General features: G+C 61.7%; 22 protein-coding genes. 11 read left to right on the top strand and 11 right to left on the bottom strand.

Annotated features, from left to right (window positions below; translation table 11 throughout):
• The first annotated feature begins 47 nt into the window (after positions 1-47).
• From ACOZK9_RS02310 to ACOZK9_RS02280, 7 genes are read left to right on the top strand one after another with little or no spacing between them, the layout of a single operon-like run.
• Complete coding sequence (locus tag ACOZK9_RS02310; RefSeq protein ID WP_421555194.1) at positions 48-950, top strand: acyl-CoA synthetase; 903 nt, start codon at positions 48-50, stop codon at positions 948-950.
• A complete protein-coding gene (locus ACOZK9_RS02305; RefSeq protein ID WP_421555193.1) occupies positions 947-1,717 on the top strand; it encodes an ABC transporter ATP-binding protein in 771 nt (256 codons plus the stop codon). Before ACOZK9_RS02310 ends, ACOZK9_RS02305 begins: the two co-directional genes overlap by 4 nt.
• Positions 1,717-2,598: a branched-chain amino acid ABC transporter permease gene (locus tag ACOZK9_RS02300; RefSeq protein WP_058415541.1), complete on the top strand. Its 882-nt coding sequence runs from the start codon at positions 1,717-1,719 to the stop codon at positions 2,596-2,598. The genes ACOZK9_RS02305 and ACOZK9_RS02300 overlap by 1 nt, the downstream gene beginning before the upstream one ends.
• Before the next feature lie 4 nt (positions 2,599-2,602).
• A complete protein-coding gene (locus ACOZK9_RS02295) occupies positions 2,603-3,652 on the top strand; it encodes a branched-chain amino acid ABC transporter permease (protein ID WP_421555192.1) in 1,050 nt (349 codons plus the stop codon).
• Positions 3,653-3,675: 23 nt separating this feature from the next.
• Positions 3,676-5,016, top strand: a complete 1,341-nt coding sequence (locus ACOZK9_RS02290; RefSeq protein ID WP_421555191.1) for an ABC transporter substrate-binding protein — start codon at positions 3,676-3,678, stop codon at positions 5,014-5,016.
• A gap of 3 nt (positions 5,017-5,019) precedes the next feature.
• Positions 5,020-5,787 (top strand): ABC transporter ATP-binding protein, encoded by a 768-nt coding sequence (locus ACOZK9_RS02285; protein ID WP_058415538.1) that lies wholly within the window; start codon positions 5,020-5,022, stop codon positions 5,785-5,787.
• A gap of 12 nt (positions 5,788-5,799) precedes the next feature.
• The gene (locus tag ACOZK9_RS02280) at positions 5,800-7,203 is read left to right on the top strand and encodes an FAD/NAD(P)-binding protein (protein ID WP_421555190.1); all 1,404 of its coding nucleotides are present in this window, start codon (positions 5,800-5,802) and stop codon (positions 7,201-7,203) included.
• Positions 7,204-7,545: 342 nt separating this feature from the next.
• On the opposite strand, the gene ACOZK9_RS02275 is transcribed toward ACOZK9_RS02280, so the two are convergent.
• Genes ACOZK9_RS02275 through ACOZK9_RS02260 form a run of 4 tightly spaced genes read right to left on the bottom strand, consistent with a single transcriptional unit; the run spans position 7,546 to position 12,157 of the window.
• A complete protein-coding gene (locus ACOZK9_RS02275) occupies positions 7,546-8,793 on the bottom strand; it encodes an efflux RND transporter periplasmic adaptor subunit (RefSeq protein WP_421555189.1) in 1,248 nt (415 codons plus the stop codon).
• The gene (locus tag ACOZK9_RS02270; protein WP_058415535.1) at positions 8,783-10,264 is read right to left on the bottom strand and encodes a TolC family protein; all 1,482 of its coding nucleotides are present in this window, start codon (positions 10,262-10,264) and stop codon (positions 8,783-8,785) included. The genes ACOZK9_RS02275 and ACOZK9_RS02270 overlap by 11 nt, the downstream gene beginning before the upstream one ends.
• Positions 10,257-11,456, bottom strand: a complete 1,200-nt coding sequence (locus ACOZK9_RS02265; protein WP_421555188.1) for an ABC transporter permease — start codon at positions 11,454-11,456, stop codon at positions 10,257-10,259. The genes ACOZK9_RS02270 and ACOZK9_RS02265 overlap by 8 nt, the downstream gene beginning before the upstream one ends.
• Complete coding sequence (locus ACOZK9_RS02260) at positions 11,453-12,157, bottom strand: ABC transporter ATP-binding protein (RefSeq protein WP_421555187.1); 705 nt, start codon at positions 12,155-12,157, stop codon at positions 11,453-11,455. The genes ACOZK9_RS02265 and ACOZK9_RS02260 overlap by 4 nt, the downstream gene beginning before the upstream one ends.
• A gap of 236 nt (positions 12,158-12,393) precedes the next feature.
• Here ACOZK9_RS02260 and ACOZK9_RS02255 point away from each other — a divergent pair, with 236 nt between their 5' ends.
• Positions 12,394-13,146 carry a TetR/AcrR family transcriptional regulator gene (locus tag ACOZK9_RS02255; protein WP_058415532.1) on the top strand — a complete coding sequence of 251 codons (753 nt, stop codon included), beginning with the start codon at positions 12,394-12,396 and terminating at the stop codon, positions 13,144-13,146.
• Positions 13,147-13,316: 170 nt separating this feature from the next.
• On the opposite strand, the gene ACOZK9_RS02250 is transcribed toward ACOZK9_RS02255, so the two are convergent.
• Together ACOZK9_RS02250 and ACOZK9_RS02245 are read right to left on the bottom strand one after the other, a co-directional pair.
• On the bottom strand, positions 13,317-14,378 hold the full coding sequence (locus ACOZK9_RS02250; protein ID WP_058415531.1) for an FUSC family protein: 1,062 nt from the start codon (positions 14,376-14,378) through the stop codon (positions 13,317-13,319).
• Between the two features lie 91 nt (positions 14,379-14,469).
• Positions 14,470-16,086: an NADP-dependent glyceraldehyde-3-phosphate dehydrogenase gene (locus tag ACOZK9_RS02245; protein WP_421555186.1), complete on the bottom strand. Its 1,617-nt coding sequence runs from the start codon at positions 16,084-16,086 to the stop codon at positions 14,470-14,472.
• Between the two features lie 198 nt (positions 16,087-16,284).
• On the opposite strand from ACOZK9_RS02245, the gene ACOZK9_RS02240 reads away from it, so the two are divergent.
• Positions 16,285-17,649, top strand: a complete 1,365-nt coding sequence (locus ACOZK9_RS02240; RefSeq protein ID WP_421555185.1) for an MFS transporter — start codon at positions 16,285-16,287, stop codon at positions 17,647-17,649.
• On the opposite strand, the gene ACOZK9_RS02235 is transcribed toward ACOZK9_RS02240, so the two are convergent.
• Entirely contained in the window at positions 17,646-18,167 is a 522-nt protein-coding gene (locus tag ACOZK9_RS02235) for a DUF3087 family protein (RefSeq protein WP_421555184.1), read from the bottom strand. The genes ACOZK9_RS02240 and ACOZK9_RS02235 overlap by 4 nt on opposite strands.
• 124 nt (positions 18,168-18,291) lie before the next feature.
• Here ACOZK9_RS02235 and ACOZK9_RS02230 point away from each other — a divergent pair, with 124 nt between their 5' ends.
• Together ACOZK9_RS02230 and ACOZK9_RS02225 are read left to right on the top strand one after the other, a co-directional pair.
• Positions 18,292-18,468 (top strand): hypothetical protein, encoded by a 177-nt coding sequence (locus ACOZK9_RS02230; RefSeq protein ID WP_162839885.1) that lies wholly within the window; start codon positions 18,292-18,294, stop codon positions 18,466-18,468.
• 20 nt (positions 18,469-18,488) lie between these two features.
• Positions 18,489-18,689, top strand: coding sequence for a DUF6021 family protein (locus ACOZK9_RS02225; RefSeq protein ID WP_152748540.1), 201 nt, complete (start codon positions 18,489-18,491; stop codon positions 18,687-18,689).
• A gap of 30 nt (positions 18,690-18,719) precedes the next feature.
• Here ACOZK9_RS02225 and ACOZK9_RS02220 read toward each other — a convergent pair whose 3' ends face one another.
• The 4 genes from ACOZK9_RS02220 to nuoN form a co-directional block, all read right to left on the bottom strand.
• The gene (locus tag ACOZK9_RS02220; RefSeq protein WP_058415526.1) at positions 18,720-18,956 is read right to left on the bottom strand and encodes a DUF6555 family protein; all 237 of its coding nucleotides are present in this window, start codon (positions 18,954-18,956) and stop codon (positions 18,720-18,722) included.
• A gap of 98 nt (positions 18,957-19,054) precedes the next feature.
• Positions 19,055-19,369 (bottom strand): helix-turn-helix domain-containing protein, encoded by a 315-nt coding sequence (locus ACOZK9_RS02215; RefSeq protein WP_058415595.1) that lies wholly within the window; start codon positions 19,367-19,369, stop codon positions 19,055-19,057.
• The gene (locus ACOZK9_RS02210) at positions 19,359-19,709 is read right to left on the bottom strand and encodes a type II toxin-antitoxin system RelE/ParE family toxin (RefSeq protein ID WP_058415594.1); all 351 of its coding nucleotides are present in this window, start codon (positions 19,707-19,709) and stop codon (positions 19,359-19,361) included. Before ACOZK9_RS02210 ends, ACOZK9_RS02215 begins: the two co-directional genes overlap by 11 nt.
• Positions 19,710-19,949: 240 nt before the next feature.
• Positions 19,950-21,413 carry an NADH-quinone oxidoreductase subunit NuoN gene (nuoN, locus tag ACOZK9_RS02205; RefSeq protein ID WP_058415525.1) on the bottom strand — a complete coding sequence of 488 codons (1,464 nt, stop codon included), beginning with the start codon at positions 21,411-21,413 and terminating at the stop codon, positions 19,950-19,952.
• Position 21,414 lies beyond the last annotated feature (1 nt).

The raw sequence follows: 21,414 nt of genomic DNA, 5'->3' as shown, positions 1-21,414 counted from the left end.
ATCGGGAGCAAGCCCCCTCCCACATCCTCACCAGGAGCATCACCGCTATGAGCGTGCACGAACTCAAACGCCCGCTGGTTCTGGAATGGCCCGCCGAACAGCTCGGCAATTTACCCAAGGCGCTGGAGCAACTGCGGCATTGGGCGCAGACCACGCCGCTGCAAACGGCGTTGCGCCACAAGCGCCAGGGCCAGTGGTATGCGTGGCGCTGGATTGATGCCCTGCGCGATGTTGAGCGGCTGGCTGATGGTTTGCGCCAAGAGGGTTTCAGCGAACAATCGCGCCTGGCTTTAAGCGGGCCATTTGAGCCGAACCTGCTGTTACTCGCCTTGGCGGCCGAGTCGGTCGGCGGGCAGGTGCTGACCCTGGCCGATGACCTTGAGCCGCAGGTCGTGCAGCAACACCTGTGGCGTATCCGCCCCACCCACGCTTACGTGCAAGCTCGCCGGCAACGGCCGCACTGGCAGTCGGCCAACCCGTTGGATTACGCGCAACTGCTCGGCCCGGTCGACCCCGCGCAGCACCTTTCGCGCTGGTGGCAACCTGCGGGCGAAACTGCGTTGTGGAGCGAGGAGGGCACGCATTGGCAGGGTGGGCTGGCGGTGCTGCTGGAGCAATGGCTGAGCCGCGGCCACAGCCTGGCTTTCCCCGAGAGCCTGGCCTCGGCCCGCCGTGACCGCAGCGAAGTCGAGCCTACCGGTTTGCTGCTGTCACCTGCGCGTTTACAGCACGTGGCCGATGACATCGAACGTCGCCTGGCGCCCCTCGGCAGTTGGCGACGACGGTTGTGCGATTGGGCGATTGCCCACCCGCAAAGCGGCCTGCGCCGGTTGCTCAAAAACCGCGTGCGCAAACTGCTTGGCTTCCAGCGGTTGGCTTATATCTGGCAACCGCTTAAATCAACTGCCGAGCCTGCCTGGCTGGCTGAATTCAAACGGGATACCGCATGAGCCAAGCCATTTTAGAGGTGCGCGATATTTCGCTGTCGTTCAAAGGGGTCAAGGCCATCAATGGCTTGTCGTTCGAGGTGCAGCGCGGCGAAATCTGCGCACTGATCGGCCCCAACGGCGCCGGCAAAAGTTCGTTGCTCAACGTGCTCAACGGCGTGTATCGCTTCGACGCCGGTGAGATCGTCTTCGAACAACAAGATTTCCATCGCATCGACCCGCTGGGCGCCGCGCGCCGAGGCATTGGCCGCACGTTCCAGAATAACGCGCTGTTCAAAAAGATGAGCGTGCTCGACAACCTGCTCACTGGCTTGTCGCGGCATCTGCGCAGCACCTTCATCGAGCAAGCCCTTGGCCTGCCGCGTGCACGGCGTGAAGCGCGCGCGTTCCGTCTGCGCGCCCAAGGCATTCTTGAGTTCCTTGAGCTGCAAGCGCATCGCGATGTGCTGGTTGGCAACCTCTCGTATGGCCTGCAAAAGCGCGTGGAGCTAGGCCGCGCATTGATCGCCGGGCCAAGCCTGTTGCTGCTGGATGAACCGATGGCCGGGATGAACGCTGAAGAAAAACAAGAAATGGCGCGCTTCGTCGCCGACGTCAACCGCGACCTCGGCACCACCGTGGTGTTGATCGAACACGACATGGGCGTGGTGATGGGCTTGTCCGACCATGTGGTGGTGCTCGATTACGGGCGCAAGGTCGGCGATGGCACACCCGCCGAGGTGCAAGCCAACCCCGAGGTGATTGCCGCCTACCTGGGAGTTGCCCACTGATGACCTTCTTCTTCGAAACCCTGCTCGGCGGCCTGCTCGCCGGCACCATGTACTCGCTGGTCGCCATCGGCTTTGTGCTGATCTACAAGGCCAGCGGCGTGTTCAATTTTGCCCAAGGCTCGATGCTGCTGTTTGCCGCCCTGACCTTCGTCAGCCTGCATGACCAAGGCGTGCCGTTTGCGCTGGCGTTGTTGCTGACGGTGATCGTGATGATCGTCGGCGCCTTGCTGATCGAGCGGCTGGTGTTGCGACCCTTGGTCAACCGTTCGCAAATCACCTTGTTCATGGCCACGCTGGGCCTGTCATTCATCATCGAAGGCCTGGCCCAAGGCTTGATGGGCTCGCAAGTGCGCGCGCTGGACGTGGGCATTGATGACGTGCCGCTGTTTGTCGGGCCGCTGATGCTCAGCCAGTTCGACCTGATCGCTGCTGCTGCCGCCGTGGTGCTGGTGACGGTGCTCGCGCTGTTGTTCAACAAGACGCGCATCGGCGTGTCGCTGCGCGCAGTGGCCGACGACACCACGGCGGCGCTGTCGATCGGCATCAACCTCAACCGCATCTGGCAGATCGTGTGGGCGGTCGCCGGCGTGGTCGGGCTGGTCGCCGGTTTGCTCTGGGGCGCGCGCCAGGGCGTGCAGTTTTCATTGTCGCTGGTGGTGCTCAAGGCCTTGCCGGTGTTGATCATCGGCGGCTTCACCTCGATTGGCGGAGCGATTGTCGGCGGCTTGATTGTCGGCGCGGCGGAGAACCTCGCCGAGGTGTATATCGGCCCGCTGATCGGCGGCGGCATCACCCCGTGGTTCGCCTACGTATTGGCCCTGGCCTTCCTGTATATCCGCCCCGCCGGCCTGTTCGGCGAGCGTGCCATCGAGCGAGTGTGAAACCATGTCGATACCTATTGCTCAACACACCGCGCCTTTGCTGCTGACGCAGCGGCGCGTGCCCTGGGGCCTGCCGGGCCTGTTGCTGGTGGCGTTTTTGGCCGTGCCGCTGTGGGGCAACGACTACTGGCTGAACGCAATTTTGATCCCGTTTCTGGTGCTGTCGCTGGCCGGGCTCGGCCTGAACCTGTTGACTGGCTACACCGGGCAAACCTCGGTCGGCGCAGCCGGGTTCATGGCCGTGGGCGCGTTTGCCACCTATGGCTTTCTGCTGCGCCTGCCGGAGCTGGGCTTGCCGGTGGCGCTGCTCGGTGGCGGGGTTATCAGCGCATCGGTCGGCTTGTTATTCGGCTTGCCCAGCTCGCGGATCAAGGGCTTTTACTTGATGGTCACCACGCTGGCCGCGCAGTTTTTTCTCGAATGGCTGTTCGTAAAATTCCCCTGGTTCTACAACTACGGCTCATCGGGCACGATTTCTGCGCCCAAGCTGGCGCTGTTCGGGCATGACCTCAACACGCCGCTGGGCCGCTACCTGCTGACGCTGGTCACGGTGCTGCTGCTGACCTGGACCGCGATCAACCTGGTGCGCAGCCAAGTGGGGCGCAACTGGATGGCGATCCGCGACATGGACACCGCCGCCGCAGTGGTCGGCATTCCGGTGGTGCGCTACAAGCGCCTGGCGTTCGCCGTCAGTTCGTTCTACTTGGGCATCGCCGGTGCGCTGTGGGCGTTCGCTTACCTGGGCACCGCCAGCGCCAGTAGCTTTGATATTAATCGTTCGTTCCAGATCCTCTTCATCATCATTATCGGTGGCATGGGCAGCATCGCCGGCAACTTCGTCGGCGCAGCGTTTATCAGCTTGTTGCCGATCTTTCTCAGCCACGCCGGGCAAGCTTTGTTTGGCGGTTCGGTGGATGCGGGGCAGTTGCAGAACCTGCAAAAAATCATCTTCGGCGTGTTGATCATCGTGTTCCTGATCAAGGAACCCGAGGGCTTGATTCGCCTGTTGCACAACCTGCGTGATCGGCTGCGGCAGTGGCCGTTGCGCTTCTAAAACATTCCATCAAGAGAATTCCCATGCGTGCATCCTTGAAACGTTCCCTCGCCGGCGCTGCCTTCGCGCTGGCTGCATTGGCCGGCGCTGTGCCCCCGGCGATGGCTTCGCCCGACCAGCAATTCATTCCGTTGGCCACCTACCGTGTGGGCGCTTATGCGTCGAGCGGCGTGCAAGTGTGGGCCGGGATGATCGACTACCTGCGTTACATCAACGAGGTCGAAGGCGGCATCAATGGGGTTAAATTGGTCTGGCAGGAATGCGAGACCGAATGGACGGCGGAGAAGGGCATCGAGTGCTACGAGCGCTTCAAGAATGGCCTGGATGGCGCGCCGGTCGCGGTGTATCAGCCCAACGGCGCACCGGCAGCCTACGCGTTGAGCGAGCGCGCCGAGGTCGACAAAATCCCGCTGATCACCTTGGGTTACGGGCGCACCGAAGCCACCGACGGCACGGTGTTCCCGTACAACTTTCCGGTGATGCTGACGTTTTACAGCGAGGCGTCGACCCTGGTGAATTACATCGCCCAGCGCGAAGGCGGTTTCGACAAACTCAAGGGCAAGAAGATCGCCACGGTTTACCACGACTCGGCTTACGGGCGTGAAACCCTCGGCCCGCTGAAGTTGCTGGCGGAGAAGTACGGCTTTGAAAATATCCAGATCCCGGTCGCCGACCCTGGCAACGAACAATCTGCGCAATGGCGCCAGGTGCGCCAGGCCAACCCGGATTGGGTGTTCCTGCGCACCTGGGGCGTGTCCACCCCGGTGGCGGTGAAGACGGCCGCGCGCTTCGGCTTCCCGGTGGACCATATCATCGGCGATATTTGGGCCAGTTCCAGCGAAGACGTATTGCCCGCAGGCGCCGCCGCCAAAGGCTACCTGGCACTCACGCCGTACCCCGCCGGTGCCGATTTCGAGATTCACAAACGCCTCAAGCAATTCGTCCTCGACAAGGGCCACAGCGACCTTAAGGACCTGAAAAACTTCGGCAGCGTTTACTACAACTCCGGCCTGGTGAACGCCGCCGTGGCGGTGGAAGCGATCCGCACCGGCCAGGCCAGGTTCGGCCAGCGCCCACTGAATGGCGAGGAAGGCCGTTGGGGCCTGGAGCACCTGAATATTGATGACGCGCGCCTCAAGGCGATGGGCTACTTGGGCTTGATGCAAAACCTCAAACTGTCGTGCCGCGACCACGAAGGCGGCGGTTCGGCGCGCGTGCAGCAATGGGATGGCGCCAATTGGACGCTGATCAGCGACTGGATCGCCGCCGACCGTGCGCTATTGCGCCCATTGATCGATGAAAAATCCGCCGCCTTCGCCAAGGAAAAAGGCCTGACGCCACGCACCTGCACCGGGGATGAATAAACCATGCGCGAGCCTGCAGCCGAGTCCGCCAGCCAAGCGCTGCTGAGCGTCAACGACATTGAAGTGATCTACGACGGCGCGATTCTCGCGGTGGCCGGGGTCTCGTTAAGCGTGCCCAAGGGCGCGATCGTGGCCTTGCTCGGCGCGAACGGCGCGGGCAAAAGCACCACCCTCAAAGCCATCTCGGGTTTGGTGCGTGCCGAGCGCGCCGAGGTCAGCCGCGGCGTGATTGAGTATGCCGGCCGCGACTTGGCCGGTGTCGACCCGAGCCAGCGCGTGCGTCAGGGCATGGTCCACGTGCTGGAAGGCCGCCATGTGTTCGGCCAACTGACGGTGCAGGACAACCTGCGCAGCGGCGGTTTTGTGCGGCGCCTGAGCCGTAAAGACATGGAACACGACCTGGAGCGCATCTACGCCTGGTTCCCACGGCTCAAGACCAAGCGCCACACCCGCGCGGGGCTGACCTCGGGTGGCGAACAGCAAATGGTCGCCATCGGCCGAGCCTTGATGACGCGGCCGACGTTGGTGCTGCTCGATGAACCGTCGATGGGCTTGGCGCCGATGATCGTGCAGGAGATTTTCGAGATCATTGCGCAGCTCAACCGCGAACAGCAGGTGAGTTTTTTGATCGCCGAGCAGAACATCAACGTCGCGCTCAACTATGCGTCGCAGGCTTACGTGCTGGATACTGGGCGGGTGGTGTTGAGTGGCGGCGCCGCTGAGTTGCTGGCGCGGGGTGATTTGCATGATATTTATCTGGGTAAACAGTAAGGGCGAATGTGCATGACTGAACCTACCCGCAACGCTGATGTGCTGATCATCGGCGGCGGCCTGAGCGGCACCCTGTTAGCCATGCAACTGCTGCGCCTGCCGGGGCGGCGGCGGATTCTGCTGATCGAACCGCGCGCCGAACTGGGGCGTGGTGAGGCCTACAGTGCCGTCGAGCTGGGCCATACGTTGAATGGCAACGCCGCGCGCATGAGCGTCGACCCGGACAACGCCGATGACCTGACGCAGTGGCTTACCCACTACCTCGACGGCGGCGGTTGGCCGCAGGCGCACGAGCAGCCGGTGCCGGTCAGCGAACTGTTCCCGCCACGCGGTATTTTTGGTGTGTACGCGCAACAGCGCTTGGCCGAGGCCAAGGCCTTGTCGGCAGCCAGCGTTGAACACGTGCGTGCCGAGGTGGTTGACCTGCAAGTGGACGCAACGTCAACCCTGCTGACGCTGGACAACGGCCAGCAACTGCGCGGCACCTGCGCGGTATTGGCCACCGGCATGTTCCCGGCGGCGCGCACGCCACAAACCGAGTCCAGCGGTTTGAACGCAGCGGCGGTGGACCCGTGGGATGTGCAGGCCATGCGCCAACTCGACCCGCAGGCGAGCGTGCTGATTATCGGCTCCGGGCTGACCATGGTGGATGCGGTGGTTTCGCTGGAGCAGGCGGGCCATCGCGGCCCGATTGAGGTTTTTTCACGTCACGGCCTGCTGCCGCATGTGCGTCGGCAACCGCCGAGCTGGGCGGATTTTCTGGCCGACGATCACCGCCTGCGCAGCCCGCGGCAATTGCTGCGCGAGCTGCGCCGCCAATGCCGCCTGGCGCTGGCCCAAGGCATCGATTGGCAAGCGCCGCTGGACACCGTGCGTGCGCACATCCCGCGCTTGTGGAGCCAGGCCAGCGAGCGCGAGAAGCGCCAGTTTGTGCGGCATGTACGGCCCTGGTGGGAAAGCCATCACCATCGCTCGCCGCCGTTGAGTGCGCAGTTGGTGGCGCGGTTGCATGCGCAAGGGCGGTTGCGGGTTCAGGCGGCGTCGTTCAAGGGTGTGGTGCCTTCGGGTGAGGGCGTGACCCTGCGTCTGCGGCGCCGCGGCGAGCACGTGGTTAGCCAGGTGTCGGGGGCGGCGCTGATTAACTCCAGCGGCATCGAATACGACTGGCGCCGTGTGGCCCGGCCGTTGCCGCAGCAGTTGCTCAAGCGCGGGTTGATTCAGCCGGGGCCGCTGGCGCTGGGGATTGCGGCGGATGCGTCTGGCGCGGTGCTGGATGCGCAAGGCCGGGTCAGCCAGCGATTGTTCGCGCTGGGCCCACCGTTACGCGGGATGTGGTGGGAAAGCACGGCGGTCACCGACGTCGCACTGCAAGCCAAGGCGCTGGCCACCAGGCTTGCCTGCCATGCCAGCGTTTGAGTCTGATGTATTAAAGCAGCTCAAAAGCGCTTTTTGTGGGAGCGGGCTTGCTCGCGATTGCAGTGTGACAGTTGAAAAATATTTATCTGACACACCGTAATCGCGAGCAAGCCCGCTCCCACAGTTGACTGCATTTCTGCTTGGGAGATTGGGTCGGCTTTCGGATGACCCGCTGTAAGAGCGGAACCGATATAAGCCGTTACCCAAATACCGATATACACTCAAAACCCCAGCCATAAACCTGAGCGCTGCCACCTGGAACTGGTCAAGTCAGCATAAAGTTCAATAGTAAAAAATTGGTTATTTGTCGTTTGACAGGAGCGCTTTTGATCTAACCACTCCTTAGCTCCCGACCCTCACAAACCCGGGCTTGAGACCGAATACCTCAACACCTTGCGGGGTCGACTGTCCGGTGGTGACTTTCACCCGCTCCACCGGCTGATCCATCGCGGGCCGATACTCAACCGTCAGGTCCTGCTGGATAGCCTGGCTCGGAATCACAATCGCCTGCGCATTGTTGTAAGTCACAATGCTCAGCCGCGCACTCATGCCCAATCGCACCCGCTGCACCTGTTGCGGCGTCAGCTTGGGAATCGACAGCGTCACTGCAAATTGCGCGCTGCCCTGGCCGTCGCCGGCAATCGCCAAACCACTCACCACACTCACCGAGCCGGTCAGCCGTTCGCCATCGAACCCATCACCCAGCACCTCTACCGTCTGGCCGGGGTGCAGTTGGTTGATGTCCAATTCCGAGACCTTTGCGACTATTTTAAGCCGCTCGATATTCGCCAGGCCAAACAACACTTGCCCCTGGCTGACCTTGCTGCCGGCCTGCACCGGTGCGTTGTTATTGCCGCCACTTTGCGCTGAGTTATTGCTGCCGGGGGCGGGCACCACGATGCCGGAGAACGGCGCCTTGACGGCTTGGCCATCGAGCAACGTGTGCAGAGCGTCGTACTTCACCGTGGCGTTGGTCAGCTCCATTTCGGCGATCTGTTTGTACTCGCCTTTGCCCTGATCCTGCGCCTGCTGCAGTTCGCTGCGTGCAGCGGCGAGGTCGAGCTGTTGCTGTTGGGCCTGCTGCTTGAGATCGTCCAGCTCGTTGCGTGGGATGATCCCGCGCTTGAACAGGTTTTCGCTTTCAGTCAGTTTGCGTTGGGTGTTGCCGGCGGTCATTTCGGCTGTGCGCAGGCTGCGGCGGGCGCGGCTGACGGCGGGGCCGCTGTCCCAGTCTTGCAGCTCTTGCACGGCACGGCGGGCCTTGAGTTGGGCGGACAGGGCATCGCGCAGTTGCACGTCGAGGGTGGTCGGGTCCATTTGCAACAGCACCTCGCCCGCCTCGACGCGCTGGCCTTGTTCCACCCGATTGGCCAATACGTTGCCATCGAACGGCGCGGTGAGGGTGAGGGTGGTGTCGGGTTCGATCTTGCCCACCAGGCCGATCTGGTGCACCAGCGGGTCGGGTTTCACCGCCAGCCATTGTTCTGTCGCGGCAGGCTGGCGGCTGGCCGGGCTGCGCAGCGCACTACCAGCGCCCGCCAACAGCACGACGATCACGGCACCCAGCAAATATTTCTTATTAGTAGTCATTGAGGCTGATTTCCCAACTTTCCAGCGTCATGCCCAGCGTCAAATCGAGCTGGGTCTGGGCGTTCAAATACGCGATCAACGCATTCAGCCGCGCGTTTTCGGCGTTGCGCAGGTCGGTCTCGAAACTCAGCACCTGGAAGTTGGTGGAGCGCCCGGCGCTGAGTTTTTCCCGCTCGATGTCGATCTTGCGCCGCGACAACTCCACGGCGCGCTGCGAAATTTCATACTGGCGCCAGCGCGTGCCGAGGTCGCGCACCACGTCGTTGACGTTGCGTTCCAGTGCCTGGCGCGCATCGCTGATGCGCAGCGCTTGATCTTCCACGTTGACCCGTGCGCGCACCTCGGCCTGGCGTGTGCTGATGTCGCCGATAGGGATCTGCACCTGCACCCCGGCGTAGCTGTTCCACGTGCGGTTAGTGTGGTTGCCGTCGTCGTTGTTGCTGTAGGCATCGCGCAGTTGGTTGGCGCCGGCCACCAGGTCAACCTGCCAGCGCCCGGAGTCTTTGGCGATCACCAGGTTGAGGTCGGCCTGTTGGCTGCCGAGCAGGGCGGCGAGGTATTCCGGCTGTTGGCTTTGCGCCAGGTTAAAGGCCTGGCGTTTGTCGATGCTCATCGGCTTGGCCTCCAGCGCCTCACTGGCGCGGATCGGCGTAGACAAGTCGAGGGCCAGCAGGCGCAGCAGCGCCAGGCGGCTGGTGTCCAGTTGGTTGCGGGCCTCTTCCACGCCCAATTGCTGGGTGGCAATATCGGCTTCGGTCTGCACGATGTCGAACTCGGCCATGCGCCCCGCGCTGATCAAGGCCCTGTTCACCTCCAGCAAGGCAGTGGCGCGTTCAAGCGCATCCTGCACGATGCTCAACTGCTCTTGGGCACGCAGCAGCTCACGGTAGGTGGCGATGATCTGGCTGATGGTCTGCGCCACGGTGGCCTTGAGGTTCAAACGGTTGGCCTGCTCCGACAGGCGCGACAGGCGCAGCGGCGCGGTGGTGGCGTCCCAGCCGGCGCCGCGCATCAGCGGTTGAATCAGCGCCAGGTCGAGGCCGTCGCTGCGGTAGCGGCCGGCGCGGTCGGCGTTGTTCAGTTGTTGGGTCCAGGCCATGCTCAGCCGCGTGCCATATTCGCCAAGCAAGCTCGCATTCGGTGCCAGGTTGGCATTGCGCGAGGTGTCGGCCGAACCGCGACTTTGGCGGTAATAACTGTTGAGGCTGAGCTTGGGGTTGAAGGTGTCTTCGGCCACGCGCAGGTCGAACTTCTGCGCCACCCGTTGCAGGTACGCGCTGCGGATCGCCGGGTTATTGCGCAAACCCAGGTACACCGCATCGCCCAGCGTCAGGGTGGTGACTTGGGCGTTCAGCGACACGCTGCGGTCATAACCGCTGCGGGTGGTGCTGGGCGCGGACGGGTTGATCAGCACGTCGGCGGCCATGCCCGGCAGGCTTGTCAGTGCCAGGAGCAGCAGCCATTTACTCATCGCGCAAGGCCTCCACCGGCTGCAGCCGCGAGGCCGCGATCGCCGGGTAGAGGCCGAAGAACAGGCCCACCAGCAGCGTACTGCCAACCCCCAGCGGCAGGGCCGCGGCCGCCAGCGAAAACTGCCAGCCCGACAGCCAGGCATAGAGCCAGGCGGCTGTCATGCCGAGCACTGCGCCGCACAGCGCGCCGACGGCGGTCAGGCTCACCGCCTCCAGCAAAAACAAGTTGCGGATGTCTCGCCGACGCGCGCCGAGGGCCATGCGAATGCCGATTTCACGGCGGCGCTCCGCGACATTCATCAGCATCACGTTCATCACGCCGACACCGCCGCCCACCAGAGAAATAGCGCCCAACGCCAGCAACAAATAAGCGAACGTGCGGCTTTGCCGGGTCATGCCGTCGATCATTTGCTGGGGCACCTGAATATCGACGTCGTGTTCGCTGAGCTGGCTTTTCAATGCGTTGGCGGCGTCACGGGCGATGCGCTCCATGTCTTGGCCCGGCGCAGCGCGGATGATCACATTGCCGATTTGCGGCGTGGGGTAGATACGCCGCATACCCTCGGCGGGGATGAATAACGATTCGTTGGCTTGCACCGGCAGCAGCATGGCGCGGGGTTGGTTGTGCAGGATGCCGACGGTCAGGAACAGGTAATCATTGATGCGGATGCGGTCGCCGAGCTTCAACGGCGCGCCCGGTGCGCCCAAGGCCTGCGCGAGTTGATCGCCGATCACGGCGTAGGTCTCGTTGGCGTCGAAGGCGGACAAAAAGCGCCCGCTGCGCAAGGCCAGGCGCATGGCGTCCTTGAGGCCCGGGGTGGCGCCGACAAAGTTGGCGTTGGTGCTGCGGCCATGGAACACGATCGGCCCGCTGAACACGCTGAGTGCGCCGATATGCGCAATGCCGGGCACCGCTTGGCGCAGCGCCTCAAGGTCGAGGCTGGCGCGCATCGGTGCAGTGCTGTTGCCTTTGGGCGGGAACTGAACGAGCAGCGTGTCGGTGCCCAGGTCCTTGAAAATCATCGCGGCATCCACCGCCGCGTTATGGCCGATATTGATCAGCGCCACCACCGATGAACTGCCGATGACGATGCCCAGCAAGGCAAGGACCGAGCGTTTGCCGAGGGTGCGCAGGCTTACAGATGCTTCGTGCAGCAACTGGCTCAGGCTTTGGTCGACGCGCGCATTCATGGGCGCTCCGCCTCATGCACCACGCCATTGCGCACCAGAATTTTGCGGTTCAGGCGCTCGGCGATTTGCGCGTCGTGGGTGACGATGATCAGCGTCACCTGTTGCTCGCGGTTGAGGGCCAGCAGTATGTCCATGATCTCTTGGGCGGTGCTGCTGTCGAGGTTGCCGGTAGGTTCGTCGGCGAGGATCACCGAGGGTTTGCCGACCAGCGCACGCGCAATCGCCACGCGTTGGCGCTGGCCACCGGAGAGGTCGGCCGGGCGGTGCTGCGCACGTTCGGCCAGGCCGACTTGCTCAAGCATGCTCAACGCCTGTGCGACTGATTCATGCCGCGACACGCCGCGATAACTCAAGGGCAGGGCGACATTCTCCAACGCGCTGAGGCGCGGCAGCAGGTTGAAGCTCTGGAACACAAAGCCGATCTGTTGATTGCGGATCGCTGCCAGTTCATCCGGCGTCGCGTTGAAAATGTCGTGGCCGGCAAACTGGTACTCGCCGCAGTCCGGCAGGTCGAGCAGGCCGAGGATATTGAGCAGGGTGCTTTTGCCGGAACCGGAAGCGCCAAGAATGCCGCAACTCTCACCGCTGGCGATGGACAGGCACACATCATTAAGGATGGGCAGGTGCTGGCCGGCGAGCTGATAGCTTTTGCCGATGCCTCGCAGGCAAATCAGGCCAGGGTGCGTGGGGGTTACTGTCATCGTGACTACGCCTGCAATCCCGACGCTGCCGTCACGCTCCCGGTAAAGCCTTGTAACGAGCTCGGGAGCTGTTTGATGCGCGTCACGGACTGGTTTCGTTTCTTGTTTTTAAAATATTGTTTGAATAGTAGCCGCGTTGAATCCGCTTCGCCACTGCTTGCTTTCGCAGGGCTGCACCGGTATAAAAAATCAAATTATTTTTTAAAACAATATTTCCCGCGTGGAACTCATCACCTATGGTCGCGAAGAAACTCAGCGCTCCAAACGTTACCAAGACTCGACTGCTGGATGCGACAGAGGCTCTCTTCATCAAATACGGCTATGACGCCGTGCTGCTGCGGCAGATTACCGAGCGCGCGCAAGTCAACCTGGCCGCCGTCAACTACCACTTCGGGGACAAGGACTCCCTGATGAAAACCCTGCTGATGCAGCGCCTGGAGCCGCTCAACGAGCAGCGCCTGGAACTGCTCGCGCGCTGCGAAGCGCAATCCGACGGCCCGCTCGATTGCGATACCTTGCTCGGCGTGCTGTTCGCGCCGGCCATGGGCCTGGAACGCAGCGACCCGGCCAGCGGCGAAGGGCGCTCGTTTATTCGCTTTCTGGGCCGGGTCTACAGCGATACGTCGCCGTTTATCCAGGAATACCTCAAAGTGCATTATCAGCCGGTATTCCAGCGCTTCTTTGAAGCCTTCGCCCTGGCCTTGCCGGAGCTGCCACGCAATGAACTGGGCGTACGCCTGCAATTTGCGCTCAAGGCGATTTCCGGGGTGATGGCGGGGACCGAACTGCGCCTGCTGATGAACTCCATGAGCCTGGGCCGCCCAGCCACTGATGCCGAAGTGATGGCCAAATTGATCACTTTGGTTTCGGCAGCGATTCGCGTGCCGCAACAAAGTCCCGAAGCTGAAACGGCGTTAGCCAGGGTATTGGACACCCAGCGCGCGATTCGTGAGCAAGCGGCAGCGCCTGCCACCAAGGCCGCACGCTAGCCTGTAAATCATGGGCAAAAAAAAGCCCGCTGGGGCGGCGGGCTTGATATGCAACGTTTGTAACGGATGAGGCTTCACCCTACGTCTCTGCATGTGAATAAATCGTGAAAAATATGTGAGAAAAATTGAGGCGATGAGTGGAGCCTCTTCTGTGGACTTTTATCGGCCAGTCAAATCTTCCAATGGCTCGACGTTTTCGCCAAGCGCTGACGCATCGCATCCACATTCCCGGCCAGTTGCAACGTCAACAACCGATACCCGTCCAACGCATTTTGCAGCGGCGCTTCCAGCGCTCCGTCTTCCGGTACTTGCGCGGCAGGCCGTTCCAGCCGATCGGTAAAGCCTGACTTCAAGGCCCGCGCCATACCGACTAACTGCACCCGAATTTGCCGATGCTCGGCTTTGAGCATCACCTGCATGCGCGCCATTGCCTGCGTATCGCGTGGGTCGGGCCGGGTATTGCCGAGAATCTCCAGGGTGCTGATGCACAGGCGCAAATGGCGCTGTACCGCGTCCAGTTCGGTCATGGAAATGCGCACTTCCTTGGACACCGACGGCATCAAGGAGCGCAATTGCACCATTGCCGCATTCAAACGGTTGAGCAATTTCAGGTGCTCATCGTCGGTGACCGACTGGCCAGTGATGATTCGGCTGTAAATCTCGGCACAATCGCGCAACGCACTGGCCAGGTTGTAGCGCCACGAATACACCGCATACAGCGGCAGGGCGAAAGAAAACGCCAGCGCCAGCACAATGCCGATCAGAATATCGACTGTGCGCCACAAGCCATCCGAGATCGGGTTGTCACCGTGGCCGGCGACGATGAACACGGTGATCGCCGACAGCAGCGCGATATAACCGCCCTTGCCGATGGCGTGATAGGAAAAGAACCCGCACACCACCGACATCAGCAAATAGGTCAAAAACGTTTGGCCGAAATACGCCTGTTGCACCACCAGCAGTAAACCGACGCTGGCACCGATCAAGGTGCCGTACGCGCGCTCTACGGCTTTTTTGCCGATGTTGCCGTGGTGCTGCAAGCCGCCGATCACGATCAGCATGGTCACCGAGGCCCACTCGCCGTGGGGCAGGTTGATGCCGGTGGTGAGCAGGATCGTCGCCAGCAAGCCGATGGACACGCGCACGGCGTGGATCAGCTTGGCATTGCGATAACGGCGGTAGGGGTCGAGCAAAGGGCGCAACAGGCGTCGGGCAAAAAAGGGCAGGTTCATCGCTAGTAAAGTGGCCTCGGTACACAGGTTGAACGGGTTCTAAATGTGCGAGCGGGCAAGCCCGCTCGCACATTGTTGATCTGCAGTGTCTTCAGAAGATGTAGTCGGTGGTCAGGAAGCTCGAGTCACGGTTGCGCAAAATGTCGCTGACCAGCGCTTTGTTGCTCTCCTGGAACTTGGTCGCCACCAGGGTGCGGATCGAGAACACGCGTAACGCGTCATGTACCGACAGCGTGCCCTCGGCCGAGTTCTTGCGCCCGTTGAAAGGAAAGGTGTCCGGCCCGCGCTGGCACTGGGCGTTGATATTGATACGGCCGACCTGGTTGGCGAATGTGTCGACCAGGCGCCCGATCTCCACCGGGTTGGTGCCAAAGAGGCTCAGTTGCTGGCCGAAGTCCGATTCCAGCACGTAATCGATCACCGTCTCCAGGTCACGGTAAGGCACGATGGGCACCACAGGGCCGAACTGTTCTTCGTGGTACACGCGCATTTGCGGGTTCACCGGGTACAGCACCGCCGGGTAGAAGAACGCGCCGTTGCTGCTGCCGCCATTCTCATTGACCACCTTGGCGCCGTGCTGCGCCGCGTCTGCCACCAGGCCATTGAGGTAGTCGACCTTGCCGGCCTCGGGCAACGGTGTCAGCGAGACGCCGTCTTCCCACGGCATGCCGGGTTTGAGGGTGGCGAGTTTGGAGTTGAACTTCTCGATAAAACGGTCGACGACGTCTTCGTGCACAAACAGGATTTTCAACGCGGTGCAGCGCTGGCCATTGAATGACAACGAACCGGTCAGCGCTTCGCTGACCGCGTTGTCCAGGTCGACCTCGGGCAGCACGATGCCGGGGTTTTTCGCATCCAGGCCCAATGCCGCACGCAAGCGGTGCGGTTTGGGGTGCAGCTTCTTCAGGTCGCTGGCGGCCTTGTTGGTGCCGATAAACGCGAAGATGTCGATTTTGCCGCTGGCCATCAGCGCGCTGACGGTTTCGCGGCCACTGCCGTAGATCACGTTGATCACCCCGGCCGGGAAGCTGTCGCGAAACGCCTCCAGCAACGGGCGAATCAGCAACACGCCGAGCTTGGCCGGTTTGAACACCACGGTGTTGCCCATGATCAGCGCCGGAATCAGCGTGGTGAACGTCTCGTTGAGTGGGTAATTGTAGGGGCCCATGCACAGCGCCACGCCCAACGGCACGCGGCGGATTTGGCCGAGCGTGTCCTGTTCCAGCTCAAAACGGCTGCTGCGGCGGTCGAGTTCCTTGAGCGCATTGATGGTGTCGGTGATGTAGTCGCAGGTGCGGTCGAATTCCTTTTGCGAGTCTTTGAGGTTCTTGCCAATTTCCCACATCAACAGCTTGACCACCGCATCGCGCTGTTCACGCATGCGTCGCAAAAACGCTTCCACATGCTGGATGCGGTCTACCACACGCATCGTCGGCCATTCACCCTGGCCTCGATCGTAAGCGCGCACCGCGGCGTCGAGGGCAGTCAGGGCGGTGTCGGCGTCGAGCAGCGGCGTACTGCCGATGTGCACACGCTCATCACCCAATTGCACCGGGCTGAGCACCTGAGCCAGCGCGCCGTTCCATACGTGTAACTGGCCGTCGACCAGGTAATCACGCTGTTCAATCGGGGCCGCGAGGCGAAATTGCTCGGGAATATCCGCTGCGTGGGCGGGAAACAGCTGGGCGAGCAGGTTATTGGTGGTCATGTCGCTACCCCTGTAATAGTTGCAAAACATGACGAGAGAGTCGCCCAACACGCAGTCCAATGGCAAGGCTTACGCGTTTTGTTGTTCGCAGCGCTGCCTGCGCGCTACATGAATATTGCGACAGCTACGCAACCACTCACTGAAAAAAATCATTGCTGGCCTTAATCTAGTGGGCCTGCCCACTTGTACGGATTGTTCATGCCCTCTGTTGCCGATGGATTGCCCCTCAATAAACGCCTGCCGGCGGTCATCGCCCTCTCTTTGGGAATCGGCATGGCAACCCTCGACACGGCGATCGTCAACACCGCCTTGCCGACCCTGGCCCAAGGCATCGGCACCGATGCTGCCTCGGTCATTTGGGTGGTCAACGCTTACCAGTTGGCGATTATCGCCACGGTGCTGCCGTTTGCGTCATTGAGTGATGTGCTCGGCCACCGCCGGGTCTACCTCGGCGGGTTGCTGGTGTTTATTGTGTCGTCGCTGTTCTGCGGGCTGGCCGGGTCGCTGGTGGCCCTCACGGCGGCGCGGGTGATGCAGGGGCTCGGCGCGGCGGCTGTGATGAGTGTTAACACCGCGTTGCTGCGGCATATCTACCCGTCAAAAATGCTTGGCCGCGGCTTGGGCTATAACTCGCTGGTGGTGGGGCTGGCGTTTACCCTCGGGCCGACCGCTGCGTCGGCGATTCTGTCGGTGGCAAGCTGGCACTGGCTGTACCTGATCAATGTGCCGCTGGGCGTGCTGGCACTGGCCTTGGGCCTGCGTTCATTGCCGAGGATGCCGATCACCGGGCACGCCTTTGATCGCCTCGCAGCGCTGCTGTGTGCGGGGTTATTTGCCTTGCTGGTGCTGGGCCTGGGCACGGCGGTACACGGCGCCCAAAGTGGCGTGACGCTGGGGTTGATCGGGTTGGCGCTGGTGTGCGGCGCACTGCTGTTGCGGCGTCAGGCCGGTCACCCGGCGCCGATGCTGGCGCTGGACCTGTTCAAGCGCCCAGTGTTTGCGTTGTCTTCGCTGACTGCGATCTGTGCCTTCAGCGCGCAGGGCCTGGCCTTTGTGTCGTTGCCGTTCCTGTTGCAGGCCGCGCTTGGCCATAGCCAAGTGGAAACCGGCTTTCTGATGACGCCGTGGCCAGCTGTGGTGGCGGTGATGGCCTTGGTCGCGGGGCGCCTGGCGGACCGCGTGTCGCTGGGCCTGTTGTGCGGCATCGGTTTGCTGATGCTCAGCGTGGGCATGGCCGCACTGGCGACCTTGGGCAATGACGCGTCAGCGCTGGATATTGGCTGGCGCATGGCATTGTGCGGCGCCGGTTTCGGCTTCTTCCAGTCGCCCAACCTCAAGGCGTTGATGACCAGTGCACCGCTCGCGCGCAGTGGCGGGGCGAGTGGCATCGTGGCGATTTCACGCTTGCTGGGGCAAACGCTCGGCGCGTCGTTGGTGGCTTTTTGTTTTCACTTATCGCTGGGCAGCGGCGCGCACTACGCGCTGTGGCTGGGGTGTGCGTTTGCGTTGGTGGGCAGCGTCGCCAGTGGCCTGCGGCTGTTGCCGTCACGTCAGAGTGTTTAAGGGGTTTTAAGGCCTTCCAGCCAAGCGGGGTCCAGGCGCGTTTGCCCGGTGTCGATTCCCAGCGCCTGCATCTTCGCCGCGTGCGCTTGCACCTCGGCCTGTAATTGCGCATGTGCACTCGAATTGGCATCCAGTTCATGCATCTGCATCAGCCCAAGGTGATAGAACCGCAGCACTTTGAGCGCCGTCGGGTCGTTGCCCTGTACCCGCTCGGTAACCTTGTGCATCACGTTGGTCACGCTCATCAGGCTGCGCTTGAGCTGCCAGCCATACGCCGCAGGCGCAAGCCAGGGTTGACGCCAAAAAGGCCCGCGCACCAGCGCGAGCGTGACCAGCACGCCGGCAAACACGCCGCCGACATTGAAGCGCAGGTTGTCTTCACCGGGTTCGCCGAACAGCCTCACCGCCAGGCTCGACAGCAGCATCGCCAAGGCCACGAACAGCCCGGCGATGATCAAAGTGCTACGGCGTGTGTGTTGGCGATAGGTGACAGCGTCGCAGGGTTTGAGCTCAAACATCCGGGTCAGGTCTCAGAGGGGGCGGGGCTGCATCTTCTCACGCTTGAGCAATCAAGTTGAACGATGCGTCAGGCAGCTTTCTCTAAATTTGTGTAGGCCACCAACTCCCATGAGGTGAACCACCATGCCTGAATACAAGCAGCCACCACCGGGTACGCCAAACCCTGACCGCATGCCTGGCGAAGAGGAGCGTGACAACGATGCGTTGCGCCCCAATGACCCGGCGGATCGCCAGGACGACGACGTAGAGCAGGTCGAGGAAGACCTCGAAAACCTGCATGACAAAGCGCGCCCGCTTTAAGCATAAGCAAGGAGATCACTGTGACTAATCCCCCAAAAGGCCCGCGTTCAAGCGAGCATGCCAGCGGCAAGGACGAACTGGGTTTCGACCCGGATTCGCCGGATGTCGCCGACCCGCAAGTCGACCCCATCGGCCCGGCCATTGCGCCCCTGGACAAAGAAAAGAAAGATACCACCGAAAAAAAACCGCCCTACGATCCGTTGGGCGGTTTGAAGAAGTAAAGCAAGCCCCGCTATAAGCGGGGCTTGTGCTTATTTGGGGGCTACCCAGGCGACGTCGGTAATACCGAACTTCTCCGCCCAGGGCCGGGTGGTTTTTTTCACCTGTTCGTGACCTACGCGCCCAATACGGCTGACGTGGGCGATGTCGGCATCGACCGCCGCCCAGTGCCAGGCCTCGGCGTTGTTCATCACTTCGGCACGCACCACAAAGGACTTGGGTTGACCGTGCAGCTGGTAGTTAATAGTGTAGATTTTTGCGGTACTCATGTTGCCTCCCTGTCTTGTTATAGATGGATAGGCGAGCGTTCAAAAAGGTTCACTCAAAATGACAAGTCGCACCGGTGGCGAGCGAGTTTGCCTGCTTTTCAACCGAGTGCGGCCAACTGCGCCACGGTTTCTGGAAACCGCGCCACCAGGCGAATCAAGGTGGTTGCCTGAGCGTTTGGTTTCGCCCGGCCTTGCTCCCAGTTCTCCAGGGTGCGCACGTTAGTGCGCAGGTACATGGCGAACACCGAGCGCGAGAGGTTGAGTTGCTGGCGCACCGCAACCACCTCTTCGGCGGTCAACGGCGCCAGGTTGTTGAGGTGAACCTTGTGGGTGCGCAGGGTGACTTTGCCTTCGCGCTCGCCCGCCAGTGCGTCAAAGCCTTCGACCAATTCGGAAAAAATTTCACGTTTCATCATGTGTTCTCGCTTTGATTTCCCTGTCCAGCATGTGTTTCAGGGCTTTCTTGTGGTGGGGAGTCAGGTCGTCCTGTTCGTGTTTGCCGTACAGGGTGAATAACCAGAATTGCGTGCCGCCCGACCACCAGTAGTAAATGACCCGCAGGCCACCGCGTTTGCCTTTGTTGCGTCGTTCATCCACAAAGCGCACTTTGCGCAGCCCGCCTGTGCCCTCGATCACTTCTCCCGCTTGCGGGTTCTTCATCAGTTCCTGTTGAAAGCCGTGGAACAGCTCGTCACTTAGATAGTCTTGGCGGTGCCGCTCGAAGGCCGGCAGTTCGATAAATAGAGCGTCCATGTTCTGTACGTAGCCTGCGTATAGTTTGGTGGCCCACTCGCCGAGGGTCAAGTGACCTGGCTGTGGGAACTTTCCTAAAACGCAATCAACATAAGGCCGCATTCAGTTGATAGATGCCAGACGAGGCGTCAGCCGGGTGAGGAAATTTCCGTAAGTATGCGAGGGTAAAAGCACCCCGCCGCCTAAACGCAAAACGGCGCCTAAAGGCGCCGTTCTGTTGACTGAGTTGCCGCTAAGCGATCAAACGCCGAGTACCGCGTGCTGCACCAGGGTGAGCAACGGTTGTGGGTACACACCCAGGAAGAACGCGAGCAGGGCGATGGCCAGCAGCATCACGCCGCCGGCTTTCTGTTCCCAGTGCAGTTCGGCGTCCACACGGCGCAGGTTTGGCTCGATCAGGTACAAGGTGACCATCACGCGCAGGTAGTAGAACACGCCGATGGCGCTGCCCAGCACCAGGGACGCGACCAGCCACCATTCGTGGGCTTGAACACCGGTAGCGACGATGTAGAACTTGCCGATAAAGCCCGCCGTCAGCGGGATACCCGCCAGCGACAACATCATCACGGTGAGTACGGCGGTCAGGTACGGACGGCGCCAGAACAGGCCGCGATACTCGTACAGGGCGTCGGCGTCACGGCCTTTGAACGGCGACGACATCAGCGTGATCACGCCGAACGCGCCGAGGCTGGTGACCACGTAAGTGACCAGGTACACGCCAATCGCTTCCACCGCCAGGCCTTTGCTCGCCACCAAAGCGATCAGCAGGTAGCCGAAGTGCGCGATGGAGGAGTAACCGAGCAGGCGCTTGAGGTTGTTCTGGGTCAGTGCCAGCAGGTTGCCGAACAGAATCGAGGCAATCGCGATCACTGTCAGCACGTCGCTCAGCACGCCGGTGTTGGCCGCAGGCGAGATCTGGAACAGACGCACCATCACCGCAAACACCGCAACTTTCGACGCAGTAGCCAGGAACGCAGCCACCGGCGCCGGGGCGCCTTCGTACACGTCCGGGGTCCACAAATGGAACGGCACCAGGGAGAGCTTGAACGCCAGGCCGATCAGCATCATCGCCAGGCCCAGTTGGGCAAGCGGCGCAGGCATGCTGGTCGCGGCCAGGGCGTGACCGATGCCGGTGAAGCTCAGGCTGCCGGCTTCGGCGTAAAGCAAGGCCATACCGAACAACAGGAACGCGGAACCGGCGGCCGACAGCACCATGTACTTGATACCGGCTTCCAGCGAACGCTTGTTGAAGAAGGCATACGCCACCAGGCCGTAGGTCGGAATCGACAGCAGTTCCAGGCCGATGAACAAACCGGCCAGGTGTTGCGCGCTGACCAACACGATGCCACCGGCCGCAGCCAGCAGAATCAGCAAGTACAGCTCTTCTTTGTTGCCCGGATAACCGCTGCCGCCTTCGCCGAGGTAGGCGTGGGCGAGCGTCACGCAGGCCAGGGTGGCCACGAGGATCAACGCGATGTACAGCAGCGCGAAGTCATCGACCATCATCAACGGCGTGACCGCCAGTGGCGCGACCTTGAGTGCCGGGATAATCGACAGCAAGGCCAGGTTCAAACCGGCACAGGACAGCAGGAATGTTTGTGAATGATTGCGGCGCCAGGCGATTGCCAGCATCACCACCACAACGGTGAGGCTGGTAATCAGCAGCGGCGCAAGCGCGATAAAGTGTTGGATCGTGAATTCCATA

The sequence above is a fragment of the Pseudomonas kitaguniensis genome (genome assembly GCF_049199985.1).
Classification (GTDB): domain Bacteria; phylum Pseudomonadota; class Gammaproteobacteria; order Pseudomonadales; family Pseudomonadaceae; genus Aquipseudomonas; species Aquipseudomonas kitaguniensis.
The sequence above is the reverse complement of the archived record's forward strand: the minus strand, read 5'-3'. Positions and strand labels throughout refer to the sequence as shown.

What these genes read in the sequence shown, in the direction of transcription:
- ACOZK9_RS02310 (WP_421555194.1), top strand. Translation starts at nt 48, where the DNA reads ATGAGCGTGCACGAACTCAAACGCCCGCTGGTTCTGGAATGGCCCGCC.
- ACOZK9_RS02305 (WP_421555193.1), top strand. Translation starts at nt 947, where the DNA reads ATGAGCCAAGCCATTTTAGAGGTGCGCGATATTTCGCTGTCGTTCAAA.
- ACOZK9_RS02300 (WP_058415541.1), top strand. Translation starts at nt 1,717, where the DNA reads ATGACCTTCTTCTTCGAAACCCTGCTCGGCGGCCTGCTCGCCGGCACC.
- ACOZK9_RS02295 (WP_421555192.1), top strand. Translation starts at nt 2,603, where the DNA reads ATGTCGATACCTATTGCTCAACACACCGCGCCTTTGCTGCTGACGCAG.
- ACOZK9_RS02290 (WP_421555191.1), top strand. Translation starts at nt 3,676, where the DNA reads ATGCGTGCATCCTTGAAACGTTCCCTCGCCGGCGCTGCCTTCGCGCTG.
- ACOZK9_RS02285 (WP_058415538.1), top strand. Translation starts at nt 5,020, where the DNA reads ATGCGCGAGCCTGCAGCCGAGTCCGCCAGCCAAGCGCTGCTGAGCGTC.
- ACOZK9_RS02280 (WP_421555190.1), top strand. Translation starts at nt 5,800, where the DNA reads ATGACTGAACCTACCCGCAACGCTGATGTGCTGATCATCGGCGGCGGC.
- ACOZK9_RS02275 (WP_421555189.1), bottom strand. Translation starts at nt 8,793, where the DNA reads ATGACTACTAATAAGAAATATTTGCTGGGTGCCGTGATCGTCGTGCTG.
- ACOZK9_RS02270 (WP_058415535.1), bottom strand. Translation starts at nt 10,264, where the DNA reads ATGAGTAAATGGCTGCTGCTCCTGGCACTGACAAGCCTGCCGGGCATG.
- ACOZK9_RS02265 (WP_421555188.1), bottom strand. Translation starts at nt 11,456, where the DNA reads ATGAATGCGCGCGTCGACCAAAGCCTGAGCCAGTTGCTGCACGAAGCA.
- ACOZK9_RS02260 (WP_421555187.1), bottom strand. Translation starts at nt 12,157, where the DNA reads ATGACAGTAACCCCCACGCACCCTGGCCTGATTTGCCTGCGAGGCATC.
- ACOZK9_RS02255 (WP_058415532.1), top strand. Translation starts at nt 12,394, where the DNA reads ATGGTCGCGAAGAAACTCAGCGCTCCAAACGTTACCAAGACTCGACTG.
- ACOZK9_RS02250 (WP_058415531.1), bottom strand. Translation starts at nt 14,378, where the DNA reads ATGAACCTGCCCTTTTTTGCCCGACGCCTGTTGCGCCCTTTGCTCGAC.
- ACOZK9_RS02245 (WP_421555186.1), bottom strand. Translation starts at nt 16,086, where the DNA reads ATGACCACCAATAACCTGCTCGCCCAGCTGTTTCCCGCCCACGCAGCG.
- ACOZK9_RS02240 (WP_421555185.1), top strand. Translation starts at nt 16,285, where the DNA reads ATGCCCTCTGTTGCCGATGGATTGCCCCTCAATAAACGCCTGCCGGCG.
- ACOZK9_RS02235 (WP_421555184.1), bottom strand. Translation starts at nt 18,167, where the DNA reads ATGTTTGAGCTCAAACCCTGCGACGCTGTCACCTATCGCCAACACACA.
- ACOZK9_RS02230 (WP_162839885.1), top strand. Translation starts at nt 18,292, where the DNA reads ATGCCTGAATACAAGCAGCCACCACCGGGTACGCCAAACCCTGACCGC.
- ACOZK9_RS02220 (WP_058415526.1), bottom strand. Translation starts at nt 18,956, where the DNA reads ATGAGTACCGCAAAAATCTACACTATTAACTACCAGCTGCACGGTCAA.
- ACOZK9_RS02215 (WP_058415595.1), bottom strand. Translation starts at nt 19,369, where the DNA reads ATGAAACGTGAAATTTTTTCCGAATTGGTCGAAGGCTTTGACGCACTG.
- ACOZK9_RS02210 (WP_058415594.1), bottom strand. Translation starts at nt 19,709, where the DNA reads ATGGACGCTCTATTTATCGAACTGCCGGCCTTCGAGCGGCACCGCCAA.
- nuoN (WP_058415525.1), bottom strand. Translation starts at nt 21,413, where the DNA reads ATGGAATTCACGATCCAACACTTTATCGCGCTTGCGCCGCTGCTGATT.